Raw genomic sequence first — 22,741 nt, 5'->3', positions numbered from 1 at the left:
TCACGAGACCTCCTCGACGCGGTGGCGGCCCTCGTCCACGCGGTCGACGCGGTCGACGCGGTCCACGCCGTCCAGACGGTCCAGGCGGGCCACGCCGTGGCGGCGCCGTTCCTCGGGGGTGAGCGACGCGAGGATCCCGTCCTGCGCCGCTTCGGGCAGCGTCGGCAGCAGGCGCAGCACGCGTTCCTTGCGCCGCACCTCACCCGGCCGCGCCGGCAGACCGGGCGCGGGCTGCATCTGCGGCGGGATGCCGGCGACCTCCTCGACACCACCGGCGTGGTGCCCGGCCGCGAACTTCGCGCGTTCCGCGGCCATGGTCGCCGAGTCCTTCTCCTCGCTCATGCCGATCGGGCCGTCCATGCGGCCGTTGAGGAACTGGCGGACCACCGGCTCCTCGCTGGTCAACAGCACTTCGCGCGGCCCGAACATCACCAGCTCGCGGCGGAAGAGCATGCCGAGGTTGTCGGGCACGGTCCGGGCGAGGTTGATGTTGTGCGTGACGATGAGGAACGTCGCGTCGCTCTGGGCGTTGACGTCGAGGAACAGCTGCGAGATGTAGGTGGTGCGCACCGGGTCCAGGCCGGAGTCGGGCTCGTCGACGAGCACGATCTCCGGGTCGAGCACGAGCGCGCGGGCCAGCCCGGCGCGTTTGCGCATGCCGCCGGAGATCTCGCCGGGCAGCTTGCGGTCGGCGCCGGCCAGGCCCGTGAGCTCCAGCTTCTCGTGCACGATCCGCCGGATCTCCGTCTCCGACTTGCGGGTGTGCTCGCGCAGCGGGAACGCGATGTTGTCGAACAAGGTCAGCGAGCCGAACAGCGCGCCGTCCTGGAACAGCACCCCGAACAGCTTGCGCACCTCGTAGAGGCGGTGCTCCGAGCAGGTGACCACGTCGACGCCGTCGACCACGCAGCGGCCGCGGTCGGGCTTGAGCAGCCCGATCAGCGACTTGAGGAACACCGACTTCCCGGTTCCCGAGGGACCCAGCAGGACGGACACCTCACCCGGGGGCAGGGTGAGGGTCACGTCCCGCCAGATCGTCTGGCGCCCGAACGACTTCGTCAGGCCCTCGACGACGACTTCCGCACCCACCGTTGTGCTCGCCCTTCCCGGCTCAGCCGACGATCAGGTCCTCGCGCCCGTCGGCGCGCAGCTTTTCGACGTACACGGGGAAAAGCTTCTTCGACAGCGGGGCGAGCTTGATCAGCTTCGACACCGGACCGTCCACCTTGACCTTGCCGCGGGCCATGGCGAACGTGAGGTTCACCTTGCCCTGCCAGTAGCCGTTGGCGACCTCGCTGTCCATCGTCATGGTCGCGTCGGCCGGGGCGTCGAACGCGTCGCCGGTCACGCGGCGGTTCTGCGTGTCGATCAGCAGCGCGGACTCGGGGTTGGTGCACACCATCTTCAGCACCAGTCCGGTGCCCGCGAGCTTGGCGGCGAGGTCGGCGTCGGCGAACGCGGTTTCGAAGATGCCGCCGATGTACTGGTAGATCTCTTCGGGCTTGCTGAACGCGGGCATGGCTGGCCTCCGGTCTGTTCGGGAACGTGGTCTCAGAAGAAGCAGGGCATGGCGCGCACGGCGTGCACGAAGTTCCCGGCCAGGTAGTCGGGCTCGCCGGCCGTGATGGCCGGCAGGGTGCGCAGCAGCTCGCCGAACAGGGCGCGCAGCTGGGCCTTGGCGACCTGGTTGCCGAGGCAGAAGTGCGCGCCGCCCCCGCCGAAGCTCACGTGCGGGTTGGGGCTGCGGCTGAGGTCGAAGCGGCCGGGCTCGTCGAACACCTCGGGGTCGAAGTTGCCGGACGCGTAGAACATCACCACCTTGTCGCCGGTGCTGATCCGCTGCCCGCCCAGCTCGAAGTCGGCGACGGCCGTGCGGCGGAACGTCATCACCGGCGAGGCCCAGCGGACGAACTCCTCGAGCGCGCTGCCGATGCGGCCGTCGAAGTCGGCCATCAGCCACTCGCGCTGCTCCGGGTGGTCGGTGAGCGCGCGCAGCGTGTGGCTGGTGGTCTGGCGGGTGGTGTCGTTGCCCGCCACCGACAGCAGCACGAAGAAGGCCGCGATCTCCTCGTCGGTGAGCCGCTCACCGTCCACTTCGGCCTGCACGAGGTTGGTCATCAGGTCCTCGGCCGGGTGGGCCCGGCGGTGCTCGGCCATCTCGAACGCCACGCCGTGCAGCGTCATCTGGGCCTCGAAGATCATGTCGATCGGGTCGCGCCCGGCGAGGTAGACCGGGTCGGCCCAGGACACCGACGCGTCCGCGGCGTGGGCCACGCTCTCGCGGTGGGACTCCGGGATGCCGACCATGTCCGACAACGTGCGGATCGGCAGCTGCCCGGAGCACTGGCGCACGAAGTCGGCGCCGCTGCCCGCTTCGGCCAGCTCGCGCACGATGTCGCGGGCGTTGGCCTTGATCTGCTCCTCGATGCGGCGCACCTGCTTCGGCGTGAACGCGGCACTGACGAGCTTGCGGATCTTCGTGTGCCGCGGCGCGTCCATCGCCAGGAACGACTGCGACGCCTCGAGCATCTCCTCGGGGATGTTCTCGAACATCACGCCCTGGCCGGACACGAACACGTCGCTGCGGCGGCTCACGTCGACGATGTCGGCGTGGCGGACCACGGCCCAGTAGCCGGGGTCCTCGGGGTCCTCCATCAGCGCGTCCTCGACCGGCCGGTGCCAGGACACCGGACGTGCCTGGCGCAGCGTGGCGAAACTGCGCTCGCGGTCGGCGGCGCGGGTCGACCAGAAGGCCCGCGACGAAAGGTCGATCTCGTCGTACTCGCGCTGCTGCGGGGTCACGATGGCGGTCATGCGGGGATCTCCTGTCCCAAGTAGACGGACTTGAGCTGCTGGTAGGCGGCCAGGCCCTCCGGGCCGAGCTCGCGGCCGACGCCACTGGCCTTCACGCCGCCGAACGGGGCGCCCAGGTCGAGGTCGTAGAAGTTCACGCCGACGCTGCCGGTCTCCACGCGGCGCGCCACGTCGAGGCCCTTCTCCACGTCGGAGGTCCAGATGGTGCCGCCGAGGCCGTAATCGGAGTCATTGGCGATAGAGACCGCTTCGTCGACATCGGTGTACGGGATCACGGTGAGCACCGGGCCGAAGATCTCCTCGCGCGCGATCCGGCTGCCGTTGTCGACGCCGCCGAACACGGTCGGCTGCACGTACCAGCCCCGGTCGCGATCGGGCCGCCCGCCGCCGGCCGCCAGCGTGGCGCCGGACTGTCGGCCCACCGCCACGTACTCCTCGACCTTGCGCCGCTGCTTGTCGCTGACGAGCGGGCCGACGTGCGTGCCGGGGTCGAGCGGGTCGCCGACGGTCAGCGCCGACGCCAGCCCCGACAGCGCGGCGACGACCTCGTCGTGGCGCGAGCGCGGGGCGAGGATGCGCGTGGAGAGGTAGCACGTCTGGCCGTTGTTGAGCAGGCTGGCGGTGGCCAGGCCCTGCACGGTGGCCGCCAGGTCGGCGTCGTCGAGCACGATCGCGGCCGACTTCCCGCCCAGCTCCAGCGTCACCGGGCGCAGCAGGCGGCCGCAGGCTTCGCCGATCTTGCGGCCCACGGGGGTGGACCCGGTGAACGCGACCTTCTGCACACCGGGGTGTGCCACGAGGTACTCGCCGATGTCGGCGCCGCCGGAGATCACGTTGAGCACGCCCGCGGGCAGGCCGGCGCGTTCGGCGGTGGCCGCCAGTTCCAGAGCGTCCAAAGTGGTCTCGGGCGACGGCTTGAGCACCACGGTGCAGCCCGCGGCCAGGGCCGGCGCGAGCTTGAACATCGTGAGCACCTGCGGGAAGTTCCACGGCACCACGAGCGCGACCACGCCGACCGGCTCCTTGCGCACCACGGTGACGCCCTGCCCGTCCAGCCGCGGCCGGCGCGCCTCGGCGGGCGCGGCCCCGAGCGCGGCGTAGTACTGCAGGATCCCGACCGGGCCGGCCCCCTCGGCCGCGGTGGCGACGGTGATCGGCATGCCGTTCTGGATCGTGGTGAGCTCGGCGCGCTGGGCCACGTTCTTGCCCAGCTCCTCGGCGAACGCCATCAGCAACCCGGACCGGGCTTCCGGCGTGAGCCCGCCCCACTCCGCGGACCGCAGCGCGCGGCCGGCCGCGGCGACGGCGGCGTCCACTTCGGGCTCCCCGGCGAGCGGCACCGTGCCGATGCGTTCCTCGGTGTCCGGCGAGACCACGGCGAGCGTGGCACCGCCGGCCGGGCGCACCCACGCGCCGTCGACGTACAGGGCTTCGTGTTCGTGCATCAGCGCACTCCTTCGGACACGGGTTCCCGCCGCCGGGCGGCGAAGTCGAGCGCGCCGGACCAGTCGGTGCGGCGTGCGATGAGGGCCCGGAACTTCATGATCTCCCGCTGCTTGTTCACCGCGAGCACGCCGGTGAGGCGGTCGCCGGAGCGGTACAGCGCGACGAACCGGCCCTCGTCCGGATCGCCCAGCACCACCCGGATCTCGTCGGCGTCGGGCACGCCGGCGAACTGGATGCGGGCGTCGTACCAGTCCGACCAGAAGTAGGGCACGGTCTCGTACGGCTTGGCCGTCCCCGGCAGCGCGGCAGCAACGCCCGCCGCGGCCCCCTGCTCCGCGGCGCTGCTCCAGTGCTCCAGGCGCATGGCCCGGCCGAACAACGGGTTGGCCCACCGGGCGACGTCACCCGCGGCGTAGACGCCCGGCAGCCCCGTCGCGAGCGTCTCGTCGCACACCACGCCGTCCTCCAGCGTGAGCCCGCTGCCCGCGAGCCAGTCCGTGGCCGGGACCGCGCCGGCACCGACCACGACGAGGCCGGCGTCGAGTGTGGTGCCGTCGGCCAGCCGCACGCGCTCGACGCGGCCGCGGCCCTCGACCCCGGTCACGGCGACACCGCAGCGCAGGTCCGTGCCGTTCGCGCGGTGCAGCGCCGAGCACGGTTCGCCCATGGCACCGATCGCGCGCAGCAACGGCGTCGGCGCCGCCTCCACCACGGTCACCGGCAGGCCGCGTTTGCGCGCCGCCGAGGCGACTTCCGAGCCGATGAACCCGGCGCCGATCACGACCGTGCGCGAGCCGGCGTCGAGGGCCGCGCGCACGGCGAGCGCGTCGTCGAGCGTGCGCAGCGTGTGCACGCCGGCCAGGTGGCTCGTGCCGGGCAGCGTGCGGGCGGTCGCGCCGGTGGCGATCACGAGGCCGTCGTAGGGGATTTCGCCCTCGCCCGCGTGCACCACGCGCCCGGCCGGATCCAGGGCGTGCGCCCGGGTGCCGAGCACCAGCTCGACCCCCAGCTCGTCACGCAGCACCTGCTCCTCGCGGAACACCGGCGCGGCGACCGGGCCGTCGAGGAACGCCTTCGACAGCGGCGGCCGGTCGTACGGCAGGTGTTCCTCGGCGCCGACGAGCGTGACGGACCCGGTGAACCCGGCCTTGCGGGCGCCCTCCACGGCCCGCAACCCGGCCAGGGAGGCACCGACCACGACGAGACGGGTCACTTCTCGAGCCCCGTCACTTTTCAAGCCTCAGCGCCTCGGTCGGGCAGCCCGTCACGGCTTGCTCCACTTCGGACTCGAGCCCGTCGGGCACGGTCTCGGACGACACCACCAGGTCACCGTTGTCGTCCACCTCGAACACCTCGGGCGCGAACGATTCGCAGATGCCCAGCCCGGTGCAGCGGGCGCGGTCCACGACGATCTTCACGTGCTCACTCCTTCCGCGCGGCGGGAACCAGGACGGGCTTCACGACCTCGCCCTTCAGGCTCGCCTGCTCGGCTTCGTTGATCTCCTCGAACGGGAACGTCTCCACGAGCCGGTCGAACGGGAACCGGCCCTGGCGCCACAGCTCGATCAGCCGCGGGATCATCACCTGCGGCACGGCGTCGCCCTCGAGGATTCCCATCACGTTGCGGCCCACGGCGAGCGCCGTCGGGTCGAGCACCAGGTCGCCCTGCTGCACGCCCACGAGCCCGCAGGTGCCGGTGGGGCGCAGCACCGCGATCGCCGTGGTGATCACCGAGGGCACGCCGGTGGTGTCCAAGGTGTACTGAGCGCCGCCGGTGGCCGCCAGCAGCTGCTCGACCAGGTCGGCCGCGGCGCCGTCGACGGTGTGCGTGGCGCCGAGCTCCTTCGCCAGCTCCAGCCGGCGCGGGTTGAGGTCCACGGCGACGATCCGCGCGGCACCGGCCACCCGCGCGGCCATCACCGCGGACAGGCCCACGCCGCCGGCGCCGAACACGACGAAACTCGTGCCGGGCTCCACGCCGAGCGCGCTGAACACCGAGGCCGCGCCGGTCTGGATGCCGCAGCCGAGCGGGCCGAGCAGCTCCAGCGGCAGCTCCGGGTCGACCTTCACCGCGTTGCGCGCCGCGACCACCGAGTGCGACGCGAACGACGACTGCCCGAACCAGCGCGCCGCCACGGCCTCGCCGGCGGCGTCGAGCACGGGCTGCTCGCCGTCCGGGTCGTGGCCGGTGAGGTTGCGCGGGAAGAACGTCTCGCAGTACGACGGGTGCCCGGCGACGCAGTTGGCGCAGTGGCCGCAGAAGTCGAACGACAGCACCACGTGGTCACCCGGCGCCAGGCTCGTCACGTCGGCACCCACGGCCTCGACGATCCCCGAGCCCTCGTGGCCGGTGATGATCGGCGGCGCCGCCAGGAAACCCGGCGCGCGCGGCAGCAGGTCCGTGTGGCACAGCCCGGCGCCGGCGATGCGCACCAGCACCTGGTCCGCGCCCGGTGCGGGCAGCTCGACGTCCTCGATCCGGTAGGGCCCGTCGGCGGCGCGCAGCACCGCGGCCTTGATCTGCATGGTCTTCTCGCTCCTGGTGAGTCCGAGGTGGTCGGTCAGCGGGTGAGCTCGCCCTTGACGAGCTTTCCGGTGGGAGTGCGGGGCAGCCGGTCCACGAACGTGAACGCCCGGGGGACCTTGTAGTGCGCGATGCGCTCGCGCAGGTACTCGCGCAGCTCGTCGCCGAGCCCGGGCGCGGCCTCGCCCGCGGGTTCGACGAACGCCTGCACCGCCTCGCCCATCTCCGGGTCGGGCACGCCGACCACGGCGACGTCGAGCACCTTCGGGTGCAGCGTCAGCGCGTTCTCGATCTCCTGCGGGTAGATGTTCACCCCGCCGGAGATGATCATGAAGGCCTTGCGGTCGGTGAGGAAGAGGAAACCGTCCTCGTCGACGTACCCGACGTCACCCGTGGTGGTCCACGTCGGGTGCTCCGGGTGCTGCGCCTCGGCGGTCTTGCCCGGGTCGTTGTGGTAGGCGAACGGCAGCGCGTCGCGTTCGAAGTAGACGGTGCCGATGCCGCCCGCCGGCACCTCTTCGCCGTCCTCGCCGCAGATCCGGATCACGCCGACGCCGGCCGGCCCGACCGAGCCCGGCTTGCGCAGCCACTGCTCGCTGTCGATGAACGTGATGCCGCTGCCCTCGGTGGACGAGTAGTACTCGTGCAGGACCGGGCCCCACCAGTCGATCATGGCGCGCTTGACGTCGACCGGGCACGGCGCCGCGGCGTGGACGGCCACGCGCTGGCTCGACAGGTCGTACTTCGCGCGCGTGGCTTCGGGGAGCTTGAGCATGCGGACGAACATCGTCGGCACCCACTGGCTGTGTGTCACGCGGTGGGTCTCGATCGCGGAAAGCGCTTGCTCCGCGTCGAACCGCTCCATCAGCACCACCGTGCCGCCCAGCGCCTGCACCACACCGCCGAACCGCAGCGGCGCCGCGTGGTAGACCGGCGCGGGCGAGAGGTAGACCGTGTCGGGGCCGAAGCCGTACAGGGGACCGAAAACCGCGGTGTAGACGTCACCCGGCTCGTCGACCCGGCGCTCGGGCAGCGGCGGCTTGATGCCCTTGGGCCGGCCCGTGGTGCCGGACGAGTAGAGCATGTCCATGCCGCGCGGCTGCTCCGGCAACGGCTCGGCCGAGACGCTCGCCAGCGCGTCCTCATAGGACTCGTAGCCGGCCGCGCTCCCGCGGTAGGCCAGGCGGATGCGCACCTTCGGCGTGTCGGCGACGACAGCCTCGGCCACGTCGGCGAGCCCGGCGGACACGATCAGCGCCTCGGCGCCGCAGTCGTCGACGATGTAGGCGACCTCGGCCGGCGACAGGTGCCGGTTCACGGCCGTGATGTAGAGGCCCGAGCGCAGCGCGGCCCAGTAGACCTCGAACACTTTCGGGTCATTTCCCGAAAGGAGCGCGATGTGGTCGCCGCGGCGCAGGCCCGCTTCGTGCAAGTAGCGCGCCAGCCGCGCCGAACGCTCCTCCAGCTGCCCGTACGTGAGCACCTCGCCGCCCGCCACGACGACGGCGGGCTTGTCGGGGAACTGCTCGGCGTGGACACCGGGGTACATGGGCGCTCCTGGCAGGGGAACCGGACGGGGAGCCGACCGGTGCGCCGCGGGCGCCCGAACCGGTCGACTGTGACCTCGGGAGAGCTATCTAGCGTTCGTTAAGTTGAGCGTATGGCCCAGCTCACATGTTGTCAAGACAGTATGTCTGGATTCTCTGTCCAGTCAATTCGAGCGGCGAGCCGGTAGGGTGAGAGCGAGGACAAGGAGGCTGGATGCCGTCGGTGACCCGCAAGCCCCAGACCGCTCGCAAGCAGCAGCGCCGGGAGACCCTCGGCCGCCAGTTGCTGGAGGCCACCGAGCGCCTCATGGGCGAGGGACTCACGTTCACCGAGCTGAGCGTCGACCGCCTGGCGTCGGAGGGCGGTATCTCGCGCGCTACGTTCTACGTCTACTTCGAGGACAAGGGCCAGCTGCTGCGGCTGTTCGCCCAGCACGTGTTCGCCGACCTCACCGAGGCCGCGCAACGCTGGTGGAACAGCGCCGACGCGCGCGACCCCGAGGACCTGCGGGCGTCGATCACGGAGATCATCGCCCGCTACCGGGACCACCGTTCGGTGCTCTACGCCGTGATCGAGATGGCGGCCTACGACTCCGAGGTCGACGAGCTCTACCGCGGCATCATGGACGGCCTCGTCGATGCCATCGCGGCGATCATCGAACGCGGCCAGGCCGCCGGCACGATCGCCCCGATGCCCGTGCGCGCCACGGCTTCCGCGCTCACGTGGATGGTCGAGCGCACGTGTCACCAGACGCTGCGCTTCACCCCGGAGTCCGAGGACGGCGCGCTGGCCGACTCCATGACCGAGGTCATCTGGCGCACCCTGTACCTGGAGCCCGCACCGCGTCCGTGACGCGCCTCAGCGCTTGCGCTTCACCGCCCGCGCGCCGACGGTGCGCAGCGCCAGGTCCACGTACCGTTCGGCGAGCTCTTCGGGCTTCAGCGGCCCGCCGGGCTGGTACCAGCGCGCGATCGACTGGCACATGCCGAGCACTGCGCGCACGGTCTCCTCGGGGTGGGCCACGGTGAACACCCCCTCGCGCGCGCCGTCCTCGATGATGCCGGTCAGGACGGTCTCGATCTCCTTGCGGCGCGCGGCGTACCGCTTGCGCGAGTCCGGCGAGAGGTGCCGCAGCTCGAGGTCCAGTGCGGCCAGCCGCGTGCGGTGCGTCATGTGCAGCACCACGGCTTCGACGACGTTGACCAGCTGCGCACGCGGGCCGGACGCGTCGGCCGCCGCCGCGATGACCCGGCTGACGGCTTCGCCGGTGCCCAGGTCGAGCAACGCGACGAAGGCGCCTTCCTTGCTGTCGTGGTGGTAGTACAGCGAGGGCACGGTCTGCCCGACCCGGCGGACGATGTCGCGCACCGACGTGCCGTGGAAACCGTGCTCGTAGAACGCGTCGAGCGCGGCGGCGAGCAGGGGCGTCAGCTCCAGCTCGTCGTAGTGCCGCCAATCGGCCCCCGGCTCGACCTCGATCGAGACCGAAGCGGAGGCCACCGCCTCCCGCGCACGCACCATGTTCCACCCATCGAGTCCGGAAGCTTCCCCGCCGAGTCTAGGCTCAGCGCGGGGCCATGCGGATGGCGCCGTCGAGCCGGATGGTCTCGCCGTTGAGCATCGGGTTCTCCACGATGTGGCAGGCCAGCGCCGCGTACTCCGCCGGATCGCCCAGCCGGGACGGGTGCGGCACCTGCGCGCCGAGCGACTCGACGGCCTCGTCGGGCAGGGTGGCGAACAGCGGCGTGTGGAACAGCCCCGGCGCGATGGTCATCACGCGGATCTTGAGGCTGGCCAGGTCGCGCGCGATCGGCAGTGTCATGCCGACGATCCCGCCCTTCGACGCCGAGTACGCGGCCTGCCCGACCTGACCGTCGAACGCCGCGACGGACGCCGTGTTCACGATGACCCCGCGCTCCTCCCCCACCGGTTCGGTCTGCGCCACCCGCTCGGCGGCCAGCCGGAGCACGTTGAACGTGCCGATCAGGTTGACCGACACCACCTTCGTGAACGCCTCCAGCGGGAACGCGCCCTTCTTGCCGACGGTCTTCACCGCGTTGCCGATGCCCGCGCAGTTGACGACCACCCGCAGGTCGCCCAGCGACGCGGCGGTGTCGACGGCGGCCCGCACGTCGGCCTCGCTCGTCACGTCGGCCGGGGCGAACACGCCGGCCAGCTCCGCGGCGACCGCGGCACCGTCCGAAGTGGGCAGATCGACCACGACCACCTTCGCACCACGCCGGTGCAGCTCCTTCGCGGTGGCCAGGCCCAGCCCCGACGCCCCGCCGGTCACGAGCGCGACCGTGTTCGCGATGTCCATCCGTGTCCTCCTCAGGCCAGCACGCCGGCCAGGCGGCCGGCGATGATCTCGTGTGCCTCGGCGACGATGCGGGAGACCAGCTCCGCCACCGTCGGCACGTCGTGGACCAGTCCCTGCACGACACCGGCGGACCAGATGCCGAGGTCGGTGTCGCCGGTCTCGTACACCTTGCGCCCGCGGCTGCCCGCCACCAGGTCGCGCACGTCGTCGAAACCACCGCCGCCCGCGAGGATGTCGACCACCTCACGGCTCGTGGCGTTGGACGCCACCCGCGCGGTGTTGCGCAGCGACCGGAAGATCAGCTCCGTGTCGCGCTCGGTGGCCTCGACGAGGCGCTGCTTCACGTTGTCGTGCACCGGCGCCTCGGCCGTGGCGAGGAACCGGGTGCCCATGTTGACGCCGTCGGCGCCGAGCGCGAGGGCGGCGACGAGGCCGCGGCCGTCGGCGAACCCGCCGGAGGCGATCATCGGGATGGTGACCTGCTCGGCCGCGGCGGCGATCAGCACCAGTCCCGGGACGTCGTCCTCACCGGGGTGCCCGGCGCATTCGAACCCGTCGATGGAAACCCCGTCCACGCCGAGGGCCTGCGCCTTCACCGCGTGGCGGACGCTGGTGCACTTGTGCAGCACCTTGACCCCGGCCGCGCGGAACGCGGGCAGGTGCTCGGCGGGGTTGAACCCGGCCGTCTCGACGACGGGCACGCCGGAACCGGTGATCACGTCGCGGTACTCGGCGTACGGCGGCGGGTTGATCGACGGCAGGATCGTGAGGTTCACCCCGAACGGTTTGTCCGTGAGCTCCCGGCAGCGGACGATCTCCTTCGCCAGGTCCTCCGGCGTCGGCTGCGTGAGCGCGGTGAGGAACCCGAGCGCGCCCGCGTTCGCCACGGCGGCCACGAGCTCCGCGCGGCCCACCCACTGCATGCCGCCTTGGACGATGGGGTGCGCCACCCCGAAAACCTCGCAGAAGCGCGTGCGCAGCATCCGGACTCCCTTGTTCGGCCCACGGTTTCGGTACCGACGGTAACTTAGCGATCGTTAGATATACAGTGACCCGTGTCTCTTGACAGCGGCGGACGTGTTTAACGATCGTTAGATAACTTTCGACGACGCAGGGGGCACCCGTGCAGCGCCAGCTCTTCACCGCCGACCACGACGCCTACCGCGAACTGGTCCGCGAGTTCGTCTCGCGTGAGGTCGTGCCGAACCTCGACCGGTGGGACGCCGACCGCCTGATCGACCGCGAGGTCTGGCGCGCCGCCGGCAAGCAGGGCGTGATCGGGCTGGCCGTGCCGGAGGAGCACGGCGGCGCCGGGCAGCCCGACTACCGCTACCGCGTGGTCGTGGCGGAGGAGCTGGCGCGGGCCGGGGCGGCTTCGCTGCACTCGAGTTTCGGGCTGCAGGACGACATCGTCATCCCGTATGTGCAGGACCTCGGCACCGACGAGCAGCGGCGGAAGTGGCTGCCGGGCATGGCTTCCGGCGAGCTGATCGGCGCCATCGCGATGACCGAGCCCGGCGCGGGCAGCGATCTGCAGGGCGTGCGCACCACGGCCGTGCGCGACGGCGGCGAATGGGTCCTCAATGGACAGAAGACGTTCATCACCAGCGGCATCAACGCCGATTTCGTGATCGTGGTGGCGCGCACCGACCCGGCGGCGGGGTCGCGCGGGTTCAGCCTGATCGTGGTCGAGGACGGCACCCCCGGTTTCACGCGCGGGCGCAAGCTCGACAAGGTCGGCCTGCACGCGCAGGACACCGCGGAGCTGTTCTTCTCCGACGTTCGGGTGCCGGTGGCGAACCTTCTCGGCACCGAGGGCCGCGGGTTCGCGCACCTGATGGAACGGCTGCCGCGCGAGCGCATGTCGATCGCCGTCGGCAGCCTCGCGAGCATCGACGCGGTGTTCGCCGAAACGCGCGAATACTGCTTCAGCCGCACGGCGTTCGGCAAGCCGATCGGCGACTTCCAGAACACCCGCTTCGTGCTCGCCGAGATCGCCACCGAGCGCGACGTGACGGCCGCGTACCTCGACGCGTGCGTGCACGGGCTCAACGCCGGCACGCTCACCGCGGTCGACGCGGCGAAGGCCAAGTGGTGGGCCAGCGAGCTGCAGAAGCGCGTCGTCGACCGCTGCGTGCAGCTGCACGGCGGCTACGGCTACATGCTGGAGTACCCCGTCGCCCGGGCTTTCGTGGACTCCCGCATCCAGACGATCTACGGCGGCACCACCGAGATCATGAAGGAGATCATCGGCCGTGATCTCGCCGCAGGCAACTGACCACCCCACCGACACGGAAAGCGGACGACACATGGGTTTGCGCACGGCGAAGGAGTACCGGGACGGGCTGCGGGACGGCCGGCGCGTGTTCTACCGCGGGCAGCGGGTGACGAGCGTGGGCGACCACCCGGAGCTGACGCTCGCGGTGGACCACTCCGCGCACTGCTTCGGCATCGCGCAGTCGCACCCCGAGCTGGCCGTGGCCGACGGGTATTCGGCGTTCTACCGGGTGCCGCGTTCGGCCGAGCAGCTGCGGGCACGCGGTGAGCTGATCGAGACCGTCTCCCGATTGGGCGGCGGCATCATCGTGCTCAAGGAAGTGGGCAGCGACGCGATGTTCGCGCTGCTGCGCACACTCGAAGGTGAGGAGCTGGAGCGCGCGAAGGCGTTCCACGAGCGCGTGTGCCGCGACGACCTGGCGCTGGCCGTGGCGCAGACGGACGTGAAGGGCGACCGTTCGCTCGCGCCGCACCGGCAGGCCGACCCGGACCTGTACCTGAGGATCGTCGACGAGGACGCCGACTCGATCACCGTGCGCGGCGCGAAGTGCCACACGTCGTACTCGGCCAACGCCGACGAGCTGATCGTGCTGCCGACGCGCGCGATGGGACCCGACGACGCGGACTACGCGGTGTCGTTCGCGATCCCGGTCGACACGCCGGGCCTGAACATCTACGTCTCGCCCTACCTCGCCGGCGAGCGCAACGAGTTCGAGTTCCCGTTGTCGTCGAAGCACAAGATGCTCGAGAGCCTGACGGTGTTCGACGACGTGCGCGTGCCGAAGGAACGCGTGTTCCTGAACCGGCGCCCGGAACTGGCGGGACCGCTGGCGATCGCGTTCGTGGACTACCACCGGTTCACCGCGATCAACTACAAGCTGCCGCTGCTCGACCTGCTGGTGGGTTCGGCGTCGCTGATCGCGGAGTACAACGGCATCGCGCGCGCCGGGCACGTGAAGGACAAGATCACGCAGCTCATCGCGTACGCCGAGACCGTGCGGGGGCTCGCGGAGCTGGCGGCGCTGCGGTCTCGGCCCGGGCAGGACGGCATCCAGCAGCCCGACCCCGTCGCGGTGAACACGGCGAAGTACACCTTCGCGCACGGCTTCCACGACGCGGCGGCGAAGCTCATGGATCTCGCGGGCGGGCTGCTCGCCACCGGCCCCGGTGGTGAGGACTGGGCGAACCCGGAGATCCGCGCCGTGCTGGAGAAGTACTACGCGGCCGCCGTACCGGCCGAGCCCCGGCTGCGGTTGCTGAACCTCATCGCCGACCTCACCGCCCGCGACTACGGTGGCTACCAGGCCGTGCTCGCCACGCACGCGGAAGGTTCGCTGGAGGCGGAGAAGCTGCAGATTGCCCGTACCTACGACCCGACGCGCGCCCGGGCGTACGTCAGCCACCACGCCGGACTCGCCTGAAAGGGGCCTTCCTTGACCGCGCCAGTTGATGTGCCAGTGAAGATCGCGCAGGACGGTGCCGCGCTGCGCATCGAGTTCGACCGGCCCGACCGGCTCAACGCGGTGACCACCGCGATGCTCGTGCGCGCGGGCGACGCCGTGGCGGAGGCAGTGGCGGACGCGAGCGTGCGGGTGGTCGTGCTGACGGGCGCCGGGCGCGCCTTCTGCGCCGGCGCCGACCTGGCCGGCCGCGACATCGAGGCCGACCCGGACACCGGCACGATCGACGCCGCCAACCGGCTCACCCGCCTGTTCCGCGACATCCCGAAGCCGGTGGTGGCCGCCGTGAACGGCCCGGCCGTGGGCGTGGGCTGCTCGTTCGCGCTGGCCGCGGACCTGTGCGTGGCGCGGGAGTCGGCCTACTTCCTGCTGGCGTTCGCCAACGTCGGCCTGATGCCTGACGGCGGCTCCACCGCCCTGGTGCCCGCCGCCATCGGCCGCGCCCGGGCGGCGCGGATGGCGATGCTGGCCGAGCGCATCGCCGCTCCGCAGGCCCTGGAGTGGGGCATGATCTCCCACGTCGTGCCGGACGCCGGCTTCGACGCGGAGGTCGCCCGCCTCACCCGGCGGCTCGCCGAGGGCCCCACGGCTTCCTTCGCGCAGACGAAGCGGGCGCTGGCCGCGTCTTCCCTGGCCCAGCTCGACGGCGCGTTCGAGCTGGAGCGGGCCGGTCAGTCGTCGTTGTTCGCCACCAAGGACTTCGCCGAAGGCCTGGCCGCCTTCCGCGCCAAGCGTCGCCCCGAGTTCCGCGGCGAGTGAGGCCTACTGCCGCTCGTAGGGCAGCTTTTCCCCCGCCTCCACGGCGAACGGGAGCCGGTTGCCCTCGGGCGGCAGCGGGCAGGTCGCGAAGTCGGTGAACGCGCAGGGCAGGTTGCGGGCCCTCGTGAAGTCCACCGTGACGCGGCCATTCTCGTCCGGCTTGTCCACGGCGAGCGACCGGTTGGCGGCGTAGGTGGTCACGCCGCTGGTGGCGTCGGTGAACAGGATCGTGAAGCCGCCTTCGCGCCCGTTGAACGCGGTGAGCGTGTACTCGGTGCCTTCGTGGGTGAACCGGACCTTGCCGGGCGCGGTGTACACGTGCGACAGCCCCTCGACCACCGCCCCCACCGTGACCGGCCTCGGCTCCTCGAACGCCTCGAACCGCCCGGTGACGGACCACTTCTCGTCGGGCTCGTACGCCGGCACACCGCGGAACGTCTTCAGCACCGGCGCCTCGGGATCGTGCACGCGGATCAGGTACCCCGACCGCCTCGCGATCTCCACTTCGACGGCCCCGGCCGTCACCCGCGTCCCGGCGCCGCTGTTCACCAGCTCGATCCGCTTGACGCCGGTGATCTTCTCGCCCTCGTGCTCGAGGTCGGCACCGTCAGGGTCGACGTACGCGGCTTCCTCGTCCTGCCACCACTTCCCGGGCAGGTCCCCGTAGCTCCGCGGCTCGTCGTCCAGCCAGTCGAGGGACACCAGCGCCAGCCAGCCGTAGGGATCGGCCAGCTCCTTCTCGCGCTGGAGCTTCCAGTCCTGCCAGGCTTGGGTGAAGTCCCTGGTGCTCGCCGTCATGCCTGCCCCTTCCGTCGACCCGTGCCGGGAACAACGCGGCGCCGCGGGCGTTGTTCCACGTCCCATCATGCGGGCACGGTCCGGCACCGGTGGGCCGCCCGCGGTGTTCCTGGCCGGTGGCGGCATGTTCGGCCTCTACTACTGGACCGTGCACAACCTCGTCGCGGAGTTCACCACGAGCGTGCTCTACGACCGGCTCGGCACGGGCTGGAGCGACCTGGTGGACCTCCCCCGCAGCGGCACGCAGGTGACCGACGACCTGCGTGGGCTGTTGCGCCGCGCGGGTGTGCCCGGCCCGTACGTGCTGGTCGGGCATTCGCTCGGCGGGCTCTACGCGCGGCTGTACGCGAAGCGGTTCCCCAGTGAGGTCGCCGGCCTGGTCCTGCTCGACCCGACGCACGAGGACATCGCCGGCTACCTGCCGGAGGAGAAGGCGCGGCTGCTGCGGAACTCGAGCACCGACGACCTGTTCTCGCCCGAGCAGCTGGACGCGATGCGGAACGCGTACCGGGCCACGTTCGGCCGGGCGCTCGCTGGCCGGCCTGCCGAGATCCGCGAACCGCTGCTGGACCAGGGGTTCGGCCGCGAGCGCTACCGGCAGTCCCTGCGCGAGCCGATGAACCTGCCGCGGCTGTTCGGCGAGGTCCGCGACGCCGGGCCCGATCCCTACGTGCCGCTGATCTTCGTGTCCGCCATGGGGGTGGACCGGTTCGCCGAGGAGCTGGTGCCGCCCGAGGCGCGCGCCTCGCCGGCCGAGTCCACCCAGGCCAAGCACCGGCTGTACACCGACCTGGCCGCCGCGCTCCCCCGGGCCGAGGTGCGCCGCCTGGACGACGCCGGGCACGCGGGTCTCGCCTGGCTCCGGCCGGACGCCGTGGTCCAGGCGGTCCGCGACGTGTCGTCGCGCTGACCCGGCCGCCGAGTCTCGGGTCGGAAACGGGGGCCCTGTCGATCTCGGGGCGGCGTTACGATCCGCCTTCCGGGTGAGGGGGAGCCATGGGGGAAACCGCTTCGGAGACCGCGACGAAGACCCGGGCGCCGTTTGCGGCGGGCGGGGTCGGGATCGTGGTGCTGGTGCAGGCCGCCGTGCTCACGGTGTTGTCCGGCGGGTACGGGTTCCACCGCGACGAGTTCTACTACGTGGCCGCCGGGAACAGGCTCGCGTGGGGTTATGTGGACCAGCCGCCGTTGACGCCGGCGCTGGCGAGGCTCGCGACGAGCCTGTTCGGGGACACCGCGCCCGGGCTGAGGGTGGTCGCGACACTCGCCGGGGTGGCGACCGTGGTCGTCCTGGCGTCGCTCGCGCGGGAGTTCGGGGCCGGGTATGCGGGCCAGGTGATCACCGCCGTGGTCACGGCGCTGTCCGGCTACGTCCTCGTCGTCTCGCACATGCTGTCCACCACCACGATCGACATGCTCGTCTGGTCGGTGCTGGGGCTGTTCACCGTCAAGCTGCTCAAGACCGGCGACCACCGCTGGTGGCTCGCGATCGGTGCGGCGACGGGCGTCGGGCTGCTCAACAAGTGGCTCGTGCCCCTGCTGCTGCTCGCGCTGGGCGTCAGCGTGTTCATCACGGGGCCTCGCAAGGTGTTCCGGACGTGGTGGCTGGCCGCGGGCGCCGCGATCGCGCTCGCGGCGGTCGCGCCCGTGCTCGTCTGGGAAGCCCGCAACGGCTGGCCCATGGTCGCCTTCGCCGGCGGCATCAGCGAGAACGACGGCGCCGAGAACCGCCTGATGTTCGTCCCGCTGCAGATCGCGTACCTCTCCCCCGCACTGGTGCCCGTGTGGATCGCCGGGATCGTGCGGCTGTGGAAGACACCGCGATTGCGGTCGCTCGCCCTCGCGTACCCGGTCCTCTGCGTCGTCCTGCTCGCGCTCGGCGGCAAGGCGTACTACTCGCTGCCGCTGCTGATGCTGCTGACCGCCGCCGGCGTGCAGCCCGCGCTGGAGTGGTTCGCGCGCCGCCGCGCGAGGCGGTGGTGGCTGGCGGCCGCGGCGCTCGGGGCGGCCGTCTCCCTCGCCATCGGGCTGCCGATCGTGCCGGCGCAAGCGCTCGGCCCGGTGCTCGCGCTGAACAAGGAGCAGGGCGAACAGATCGGCTGGCCCGGGTTCGTCACGACCGTCGCCGACGCGTGGCGGCAGATTCCCGAGAAGGCCAACGCCGTCGTGTTCACCAGCAACTACGGCGAAGCGGGTGCGATCGAGCACTACGGCCCGGCCCACGACCTGCCCGCGCCGTACTCGGGTCACATGTCCTACGCGGACTGGGGCCCGCCGCCCGACCGGATAGACGGGGCCGTGGTGCTCGTCGGCTCGTTCGACCGCCCGGCCCGCGCGTTCACCGGCTGCCGCGAGGTCGCCGTGCAGGACACCGGGATCGACAACGACGAGCAGGGCACCCCTGTCGCCCTGTGCACCGGGACCACGGCCGCGTGGTCGGCACTCTGGCCGAGCCTCCGCCACTTCGGCTGACCCGCTCGGTAGGGTCGCTGCGTGAGTGAAGAGGCCGTGGAGATCTACACCGACGGAGCCTGCAGCGGCAACCCTGGCCCGGGCGGCTGGGGCGCCTTCCTGCGCTACGGCCGCCACGAGCGCGAGCTCTACGGCGGCGAGGACACCGTGACCACCAACAACCGCATGGAGCTGATGGCGCCGATCCGCGCCCTGGAAAGCCTCACGCGGCCCTCGGTCGTGCGCATCTACACCGACAGCACCTACGTGCGCAACGGCGTGATGCAGTGGATGCCGCGGTGGAAGAAGAACGGCTGGCAGACCGCGGCGAAGCAGCCCGTGAAAAACGCCGACCTGTGGCAGCGCCTCGACGCCGCGGGCGAGCGCCACGAGGTCGAGTGGCTGTGGGTCAAGGGCCACGCGGGCCTGCCCGAGAACGAGCGCGCCGACCGGCTGGCCGTGAAGGGCGCGCAGGAGTCCGCTCAGGCCGGGGTCAAGCGTGCCCGCGGCTGACCCTCGCTGTCCCTGCGGCCTGCCGCAGGCCTACGCCGAGTGCTGCGGCCGCTTCCACGACGGCCGCCAGACCGCGCCGACCGCGGAGCTGCTGATGCGCTCGCGTTACAGCGCGTTCGCCGTCGCCGATCCCGCGTACCTGCTGGCGACCTGGCACCCGGAAACCCGCCCGAAACGGCTGCGCCTCGACGACGGCCAGGAGTGGACCGGCCTCGACATCCTCGGCGGCACGGGCGGCGGGCTGCTGCAGAATGAAGGCACCGTGGAGTTCCGCGCGCACTACCGCTTCCGTGGCCACGAAGACACGCTGCACGAGAACAGCCGCTTCGTCCGCGAAGCCGGCCAGTGGTTCTACGTCAGTGCCCTCTGAAACTGCGCGCTGAACCTGCCCTGGGAAACCGCGCTCACAGGGAATCCCACAGCAGGCGCTGCTCGGCGTCCGGGTCGGACACGGTCGTGCTCACGTCGTCGAACAGCCGCGTGATCCGCGACCCGGGCTCGTACGGCGCCCAGCCGGGGTCGCCCGTCGCGACGAAGCGCACCCACACGTCGAACATCTGCGTGGCCAGCGCCTGCAGCCGCGCCGGATCCGGTTTCGCCAGCGCGAACAGGAAGCGCCAGTTCTTGTTGCCGATGTCGTCGAACATCAACGGCAGGTCGAGCCCGTGCACGGCGCCGAGCCCCTTGCCGCGCGGCGCGATCCGCCAGTCGAGCCGGTACATCCACGCGGTGCCGCCCGCGGCGTGCTGTGCCTCGGCCAGCCGGATGGCGGGCAGCCACCAGTCGCCGGCCGTCCGCACGCGGTTGCGCAGCTGGTCCTCGGGCCAGTCCGGCAGCAGCTCGCGGTAGGCGGCGACGCCCTTGGCGATCGTCTCGTCGTCGAGCATCGTCGACCCGGTGCCCAGCAGCTTCGCGCGACCGGTCTGCAGCCAGGTGAACAGGTCCTGCTCGTCGGCCGTCGTGCCGGTGAGCACCCGTACGTCGCGCGCGGCGCCGTCGGCCACGGCTTCATCCGGGTACCGCGGCAGCAGGTCGCCGTCCACGATCACGCGGTAGGTCACGAGCGTCCCCGAAGCGGCCGCGACCCGTTGCTGCGCCTCGAGGATCCGCGGCGCCGGAAGCGCGGCGAGCTCGCTCGCGGACACGCCGAGGTCGGCCAGCAACGCCGCCGCCACGGCCTCGCCCTCGGCCGGCGTGTGCACGACCGAGCCGACGCCCGTGCCGCTCTGCACGATCGCTTGGTGGACCAGGCCCCGCGTCCGCGGCACGGCCAGCAGCGTGCCCACCGTGCGCCCGCCGTTCGACTGCCCGGCGAGTGTCACCCGCTCCGGGTCGCCGCCGAACGCGGCCACGTTGTCACGCACCCACTCCAGCGCGAGCACCTGGTCGTGCAGGGAAAGATTGCCTTCGGACACGCCCGGCAGCCGCAGCATGCCCAGCACCCCGAGGCGATAGCCGACGGTCACCACGACCACGCCGCGGCGCGCATACGCCGACGCGTCGAACTGGTGCGGCGAGCCCATCACCCCGCCACCGCCGTGGATCCATACCAGCACCGGGTACGGCCCGGGCGAGGCCGGCGCGTAGACGTTGACGTGGAGGCAGTCCTCCTCGCCGGTGAACCCGCGCCCGGTCACCTCCGGCTGCGGGGCCCGTGCGGAGAACTGCGTCGCGTCGCGGACGCCGATCCAGCGGCCGACCGGCCGCGGCGGCCGGAACCGCAGCGGACCCACGGGCGGCTCGGCGTAGGGCACGCCCAGGAAATACCCGACCCCGTCGCGCACTTCGCCACGCACCGCACCGGCCCGCGTCTCCACCGTCGTCACGCGGGCCAGCCTAGTGATCGGGGTGGACACGCGGGCCGGTGGCGAGTTCCGTGTCCCGCGAGCACCCGCGGCCGCGAGCGGGTCATGATTACCCCGTGCACATCGCGGCGGAATTGGTGGCGCTGGTCGTGACGGTCCTCGTCGTCACGGTCATCGCGCGGCGTCTGGACTGGTCGGCGCCCCTGTGTCTGGTCGCGGTGGGGGTCGCGGCGTCGTTCATCCCCAGCCTGCCCGACTACCAGCTCGACCCCGAGGTCGTGCTGATCGGGCTGCTGCCCCCACTGCTGTACTCGGCGTCGATCCAGACGTCCCTGGTGGCGTTCAACAAGCTGCGCGGGCCGATCCTCGTGCTGTCGGTGGGGCTGGTCGTGTTCACCGCGTTCGGCGTCGGCGTGGTCGCCTGGGCCGTGGTGCCGGGGCTGCCGCTCGCCGCGGGGATCGCGCTCGGCGCGGTGGTCGCGCCGCCCGACGCGGTGGCGGCGAGCGTGGTCGCGCGCCGGGTCGGCATGCCGCGCAAGCTCGTGCGGCTGCTGGAGGGCGAGAGCCTGTTCAACGACGCGGCCGCGCTGGTCACCCTGCGCACCGCGATCGCGGCCATCGCCGGGTCGATCAGCCTGTGGCAGGTCGGGCTCGACTTCCTGCTCGCCGCGGTCGGCGGGATCGTGGTCGGCCTGCTGGTCGGCCTGGTCGCGACCCAGCTGCGCAAGCGCCTGGAGGAACCGGTCACGGACACGGCGCTCTCGTTCGCCGTGCCGTTCGTCGCCTACCTGCTGGCCGAGGTCGCGCACGGCTCAGGGGTGCTCGCGGTCGTCGTCTGCGGTCTCATGCTGGGCCACGAGTCGCCGCGCATCCTCTCCGGCTCCACGCGGCTCGCGTCGCGGCTCAACTGGCAGACGGTGCAGTTCCTGCTGGAGAACATGGTCTTCCTGCTGATCGGCCTGCAGCTGCGCGGGATCCTCATCGAGGTCTCCAAGACGGGCCTGTCGGTGTGGGAGCTGGTCGGCATCTGCGCCGCCGTGCTCGGCACGGTGATCCTCACGCGCGTGCTCTGGCTCGTGGGCATCGGCGTGCAGAAACGCCTCACCGCCCGCTTCGTGAAGAAGCCGAAGATCTGGCCCTGGCGCTACTCCGCGGTGATCGCGTGGGCCGGCATGCGCGGCGTCGTCACGCTCGCCGCGGCGTTCGTGCTCCCGGCCGACACGCCGCAGCGCGCCGTGCTGGTGCTGGCCGCGTTCGTGGTCGTGGCGGGCACGCTCGTGGTGCAGGGCATGACGCTGCCGACACTGATCCGCCGCCTGCGCCTGCCGCGGCCCGACCCGGCCGAGGACGCGCTGCAGGAAGCCGCGGTGGTCAACGACATGACCCGCGCCGCGCTCGCGAAGCTCGAGGAGATCAGCACCCCGGACGACCCGCCGGACATCATCGAACGGCTGCGCGACCGCCTCCAGTACCGCGCCGACTCGGCGTGGGAGCAGCTCGGCCGCCAGAGCGCGCTCGCCGAGACGCCCAGTGACGCCTACCGCCGGCTGCGCCTGCAGCTGCTGGAGGTCGACCGCGAGCAGTTCCTGCTGGCGCGAGACAACGGCACGGCCGACGACACCGTGCTGCGCCGTGTGCTGGCCCGGCTCGACATCGAGGAGTCTCTGCTCGACCGCGTCGAAGAAGAAGCGCCGGTCGTCGAACGCGAGCTGAGCACGCCGGCCGTCACGGCGCGCTCGTGCAAGCACCTGGCGCACCCGTGGCGCGACGTGGACCCGAGCTCCGCCGACGTCTGCGCCGCGTGCATCGCGGAAGGCACGACCTGGGTCCACCTGCGCATGTGCCTCAAGTGCGGCAACGTCGCGTGCTGCGACTCCTCCCCGCGCAAGCACGCGACGCTGCACTTCCACGACAGCCGCCACCCGGTGATGCGCAGCTTCGAACCGGGCGAGACGTGGCGGTGGTGTTTCGTGGACAAACAGCTGGGCTGAGGACGCCGGCTCGCAACCCGGCCCGGATAGGGTCG

The 22,741-nt window shown here is 71.8% G+C and carries 22 protein-coding genes; 9 read left to right on the top strand and 13 right to left on the bottom strand.

What is annotated here, in order from left to right; translation table 11 throughout:
• From AB0K15_RS35315 to AB0K15_RS35280, 8 genes are read right to left on the bottom strand one after another with little or no spacing between them, the layout of a single operon-like run.
• Window positions 1-1,089, bottom strand: a complete 1,089-nt coding sequence (locus AB0K15_RS35315; protein ID WP_364060595.1) for an ATP-binding cassette domain-containing protein — start codon at window positions 1,087-1,089, stop codon at window positions 1-3.
• 22 nt (window positions 1,090-1,111) lie between these two features.
• Complete coding sequence (locus tag AB0K15_RS35310; protein WP_360606121.1) at window positions 1,112-1,519, bottom strand: SCP2 sterol-binding domain-containing protein; 408 nt, start codon at window positions 1,517-1,519, stop codon at window positions 1,112-1,114.
• A gap of 32 nt (window positions 1,520-1,551) precedes the next feature.
• Window positions 1,552-2,814, bottom strand: coding sequence for a cytochrome P450 (locus tag AB0K15_RS35305; protein ID WP_364060592.1), 1,263 nt, complete (start codon window positions 2,812-2,814; stop codon window positions 1,552-1,554).
• Window positions 2,811-4,259: an aldehyde dehydrogenase gene (locus AB0K15_RS35300; protein ID WP_364060589.1), complete on the bottom strand. Its 1,449-nt coding sequence runs from the start codon at window positions 4,257-4,259 to the stop codon at window positions 2,811-2,813. The genes AB0K15_RS35305 and AB0K15_RS35300 overlap by 4 nt, the downstream gene beginning before the upstream one ends.
• Window positions 4,259-5,473: an FAD-dependent oxidoreductase gene (locus AB0K15_RS35295; protein WP_364060586.1), complete on the bottom strand. Its 1,215-nt coding sequence runs from the start codon at window positions 5,471-5,473 to the stop codon at window positions 4,259-4,261. Before AB0K15_RS35295 ends, AB0K15_RS35300 begins: the two co-directional genes overlap by 1 nt.
• 13 nt (window positions 5,474-5,486) lie before the next feature.
• Window positions 5,487-5,678: a ferredoxin gene (locus tag AB0K15_RS35290; protein WP_364060583.1), complete on the bottom strand. Its 192-nt coding sequence runs from the start codon at window positions 5,676-5,678 to the stop codon at window positions 5,487-5,489.
• A 4-nt stretch (window positions 5,679-5,682) separates the two neighbouring features.
• A complete protein-coding gene (locus tag AB0K15_RS35285) occupies window positions 5,683-6,786 on the bottom strand; it encodes an NAD(P)-dependent alcohol dehydrogenase (RefSeq protein ID WP_364060580.1) in 1,104 nt (367 codons plus the stop codon).
• Between the two features lie 35 nt (window positions 6,787-6,821).
• On the bottom strand, window positions 6,822-8,333 hold the full coding sequence (locus AB0K15_RS35280) for an acyl-CoA synthetase (protein WP_364060577.1): 1,512 nt from the start codon (window positions 8,331-8,333) through the stop codon (window positions 6,822-6,824).
• 212 nt (window positions 8,334-8,545) lie between these two features.
• On the opposite strand from AB0K15_RS35280, the gene AB0K15_RS35275 reads away from it, so the two are divergent.
• Window positions 8,546-9,184 (top strand): TetR/AcrR family transcriptional regulator, encoded by a 639-nt coding sequence (locus AB0K15_RS35275; RefSeq protein ID WP_364060574.1) that lies wholly within the window; start codon window positions 8,546-8,548, stop codon window positions 9,182-9,184.
• A gap of 6 nt (window positions 9,185-9,190) precedes the next feature.
• On the opposite strand, the gene AB0K15_RS35270 is transcribed toward AB0K15_RS35275, so the two are convergent.
• The 3 genes from AB0K15_RS35270 to AB0K15_RS35260 are packed head-to-tail and all read right to left on the bottom strand — an operon-like array spanning window position 9,191 to window position 11,635.
• Window positions 9,191-9,853, bottom strand: coding sequence for a TetR/AcrR family transcriptional regulator (locus tag AB0K15_RS35270; protein WP_364060571.1), 663 nt, complete (start codon window positions 9,851-9,853; stop codon window positions 9,191-9,193).
• 43 nt (window positions 9,854-9,896) lie between these two features.
• Window positions 9,897-10,652, bottom strand: coding sequence for a 3-hydroxyacyl-CoA dehydrogenase (locus tag AB0K15_RS35265; RefSeq protein ID WP_364060568.1), 756 nt, complete (start codon window positions 10,650-10,652; stop codon window positions 9,897-9,899).
• 11 nt (window positions 10,653-10,663) lie between these two features.
• Complete coding sequence (locus tag AB0K15_RS35260; protein WP_364060565.1) at window positions 10,664-11,635, bottom strand: nitronate monooxygenase family protein; 972 nt, start codon at window positions 11,633-11,635, stop codon at window positions 10,664-10,666.
• 140 nt (window positions 11,636-11,775) lie between these two features.
• Between AB0K15_RS35260 and AB0K15_RS35255 the strand changes: the two genes are divergently transcribed.
• Genes AB0K15_RS35255 through AB0K15_RS35245 form a run of 3 tightly spaced genes read left to right on the top strand, consistent with a single transcriptional unit; the run spans window position 11,776 to window position 15,148 of the window.
• A complete protein-coding gene (locus AB0K15_RS35255; RefSeq protein WP_364060562.1) occupies window positions 11,776-12,930 on the top strand; it encodes an acyl-CoA dehydrogenase family protein in 1,155 nt (384 codons plus the stop codon).
• 31 nt (window positions 12,931-12,961) lie between these two features.
• On the top strand, window positions 12,962-14,350 hold the full coding sequence (locus AB0K15_RS35250) for a 4-hydroxyphenylacetate 3-hydroxylase N-terminal domain-containing protein (protein WP_364060559.1): 1,389 nt from the start codon (window positions 12,962-12,964) through the stop codon (window positions 14,348-14,350).
• A gap of 36 nt (window positions 14,351-14,386) precedes the next feature.
• On the top strand, window positions 14,387-15,148 hold the full coding sequence (locus AB0K15_RS35245) for an enoyl-CoA hydratase-related protein (protein ID WP_364060556.1): 762 nt from the start codon (window positions 14,387-14,389) through the stop codon (window positions 15,146-15,148).
• Between the two features lie 3 nt (window positions 15,149-15,151).
• Here the strand turns inward: AB0K15_RS35245 and AB0K15_RS35240 are convergent, their stop codons facing one another.
• Complete coding sequence (locus AB0K15_RS35240; RefSeq protein ID WP_364060553.1) at window positions 15,152-15,946, bottom strand: DUF1684 domain-containing protein; 795 nt, start codon at window positions 15,944-15,946, stop codon at window positions 15,152-15,154.
• 67 nt (window positions 15,947-16,013) lie between these two features.
• On the opposite strand from AB0K15_RS35240, the gene AB0K15_RS35235 reads away from it, so the two are divergent.
• The 4 genes from AB0K15_RS35235 (at window position 16,014) to AB0K15_RS35220 (ending at window position 19,280) form a co-directional block, all read left to right on the top strand.
• Window positions 16,014-16,856, top strand: a complete 843-nt coding sequence (locus AB0K15_RS35235) for an alpha/beta hydrolase (RefSeq protein WP_364060550.1) — start codon at window positions 16,014-16,016, stop codon at window positions 16,854-16,856.
• Window positions 16,857-16,942: 86 nt separating this feature from the next.
• Entirely contained in the window at window positions 16,943-18,418 is a 1,476-nt protein-coding gene (locus tag AB0K15_RS35230; protein ID WP_364060547.1) for a glycosyltransferase family 39 protein, read from the top strand.
• 21 nt (window positions 18,419-18,439) lie between these two features.
• Window positions 18,440-18,910, top strand: coding sequence for a ribonuclease HI (gene rnhA / locus AB0K15_RS35225; protein ID WP_255638179.1), 471 nt, complete (start codon window positions 18,440-18,442; stop codon window positions 18,908-18,910).
• Window positions 18,897-19,280, top strand: coding sequence for a YchJ family metal-binding protein (locus AB0K15_RS35220; RefSeq protein WP_364060544.1), 384 nt, complete (start codon window positions 18,897-18,899; stop codon window positions 19,278-19,280). The genes rnhA and AB0K15_RS35220 overlap by 14 nt, the downstream gene beginning before the upstream one ends.
• 34 nt (window positions 19,281-19,314) lie before the next feature.
• Here AB0K15_RS35220 and AB0K15_RS35215 read toward each other — a convergent pair whose 3' ends face one another.
• A complete protein-coding gene (locus tag AB0K15_RS35215; protein ID WP_364060541.1) occupies window positions 19,315-20,736 on the bottom strand; it encodes a carboxylesterase family protein in 1,422 nt (473 codons plus the stop codon).
• 95 nt (window positions 20,737-20,831) lie between these two features.
• On the opposite strand from AB0K15_RS35215, the gene AB0K15_RS35210 reads away from it, so the two are divergent.
• The gene (locus tag AB0K15_RS35210; protein WP_364060538.1) at window positions 20,832-22,706 is read left to right on the top strand and encodes a Na+/H+ antiporter; all 1,875 of its coding nucleotides are present in this window, start codon (window positions 20,832-20,834) and stop codon (window positions 22,704-22,706) included.
• The last annotated feature ends 35 nt before the right edge of the window (window positions 22,707-22,741 follow it).

It is taken from the genome of Amycolatopsis sp. NPDC049253 (assembly GCF_040678995.1).
Taxonomy (GTDB): domain Bacteria; phylum Actinomycetota; class Actinomycetes; order Mycobacteriales; family Pseudonocardiaceae; genus Amycolatopsis.
The sequence above is the reverse complement of the archived record's forward strand: the minus strand, read 5'-3'. Positions and strand labels throughout refer to the sequence as shown.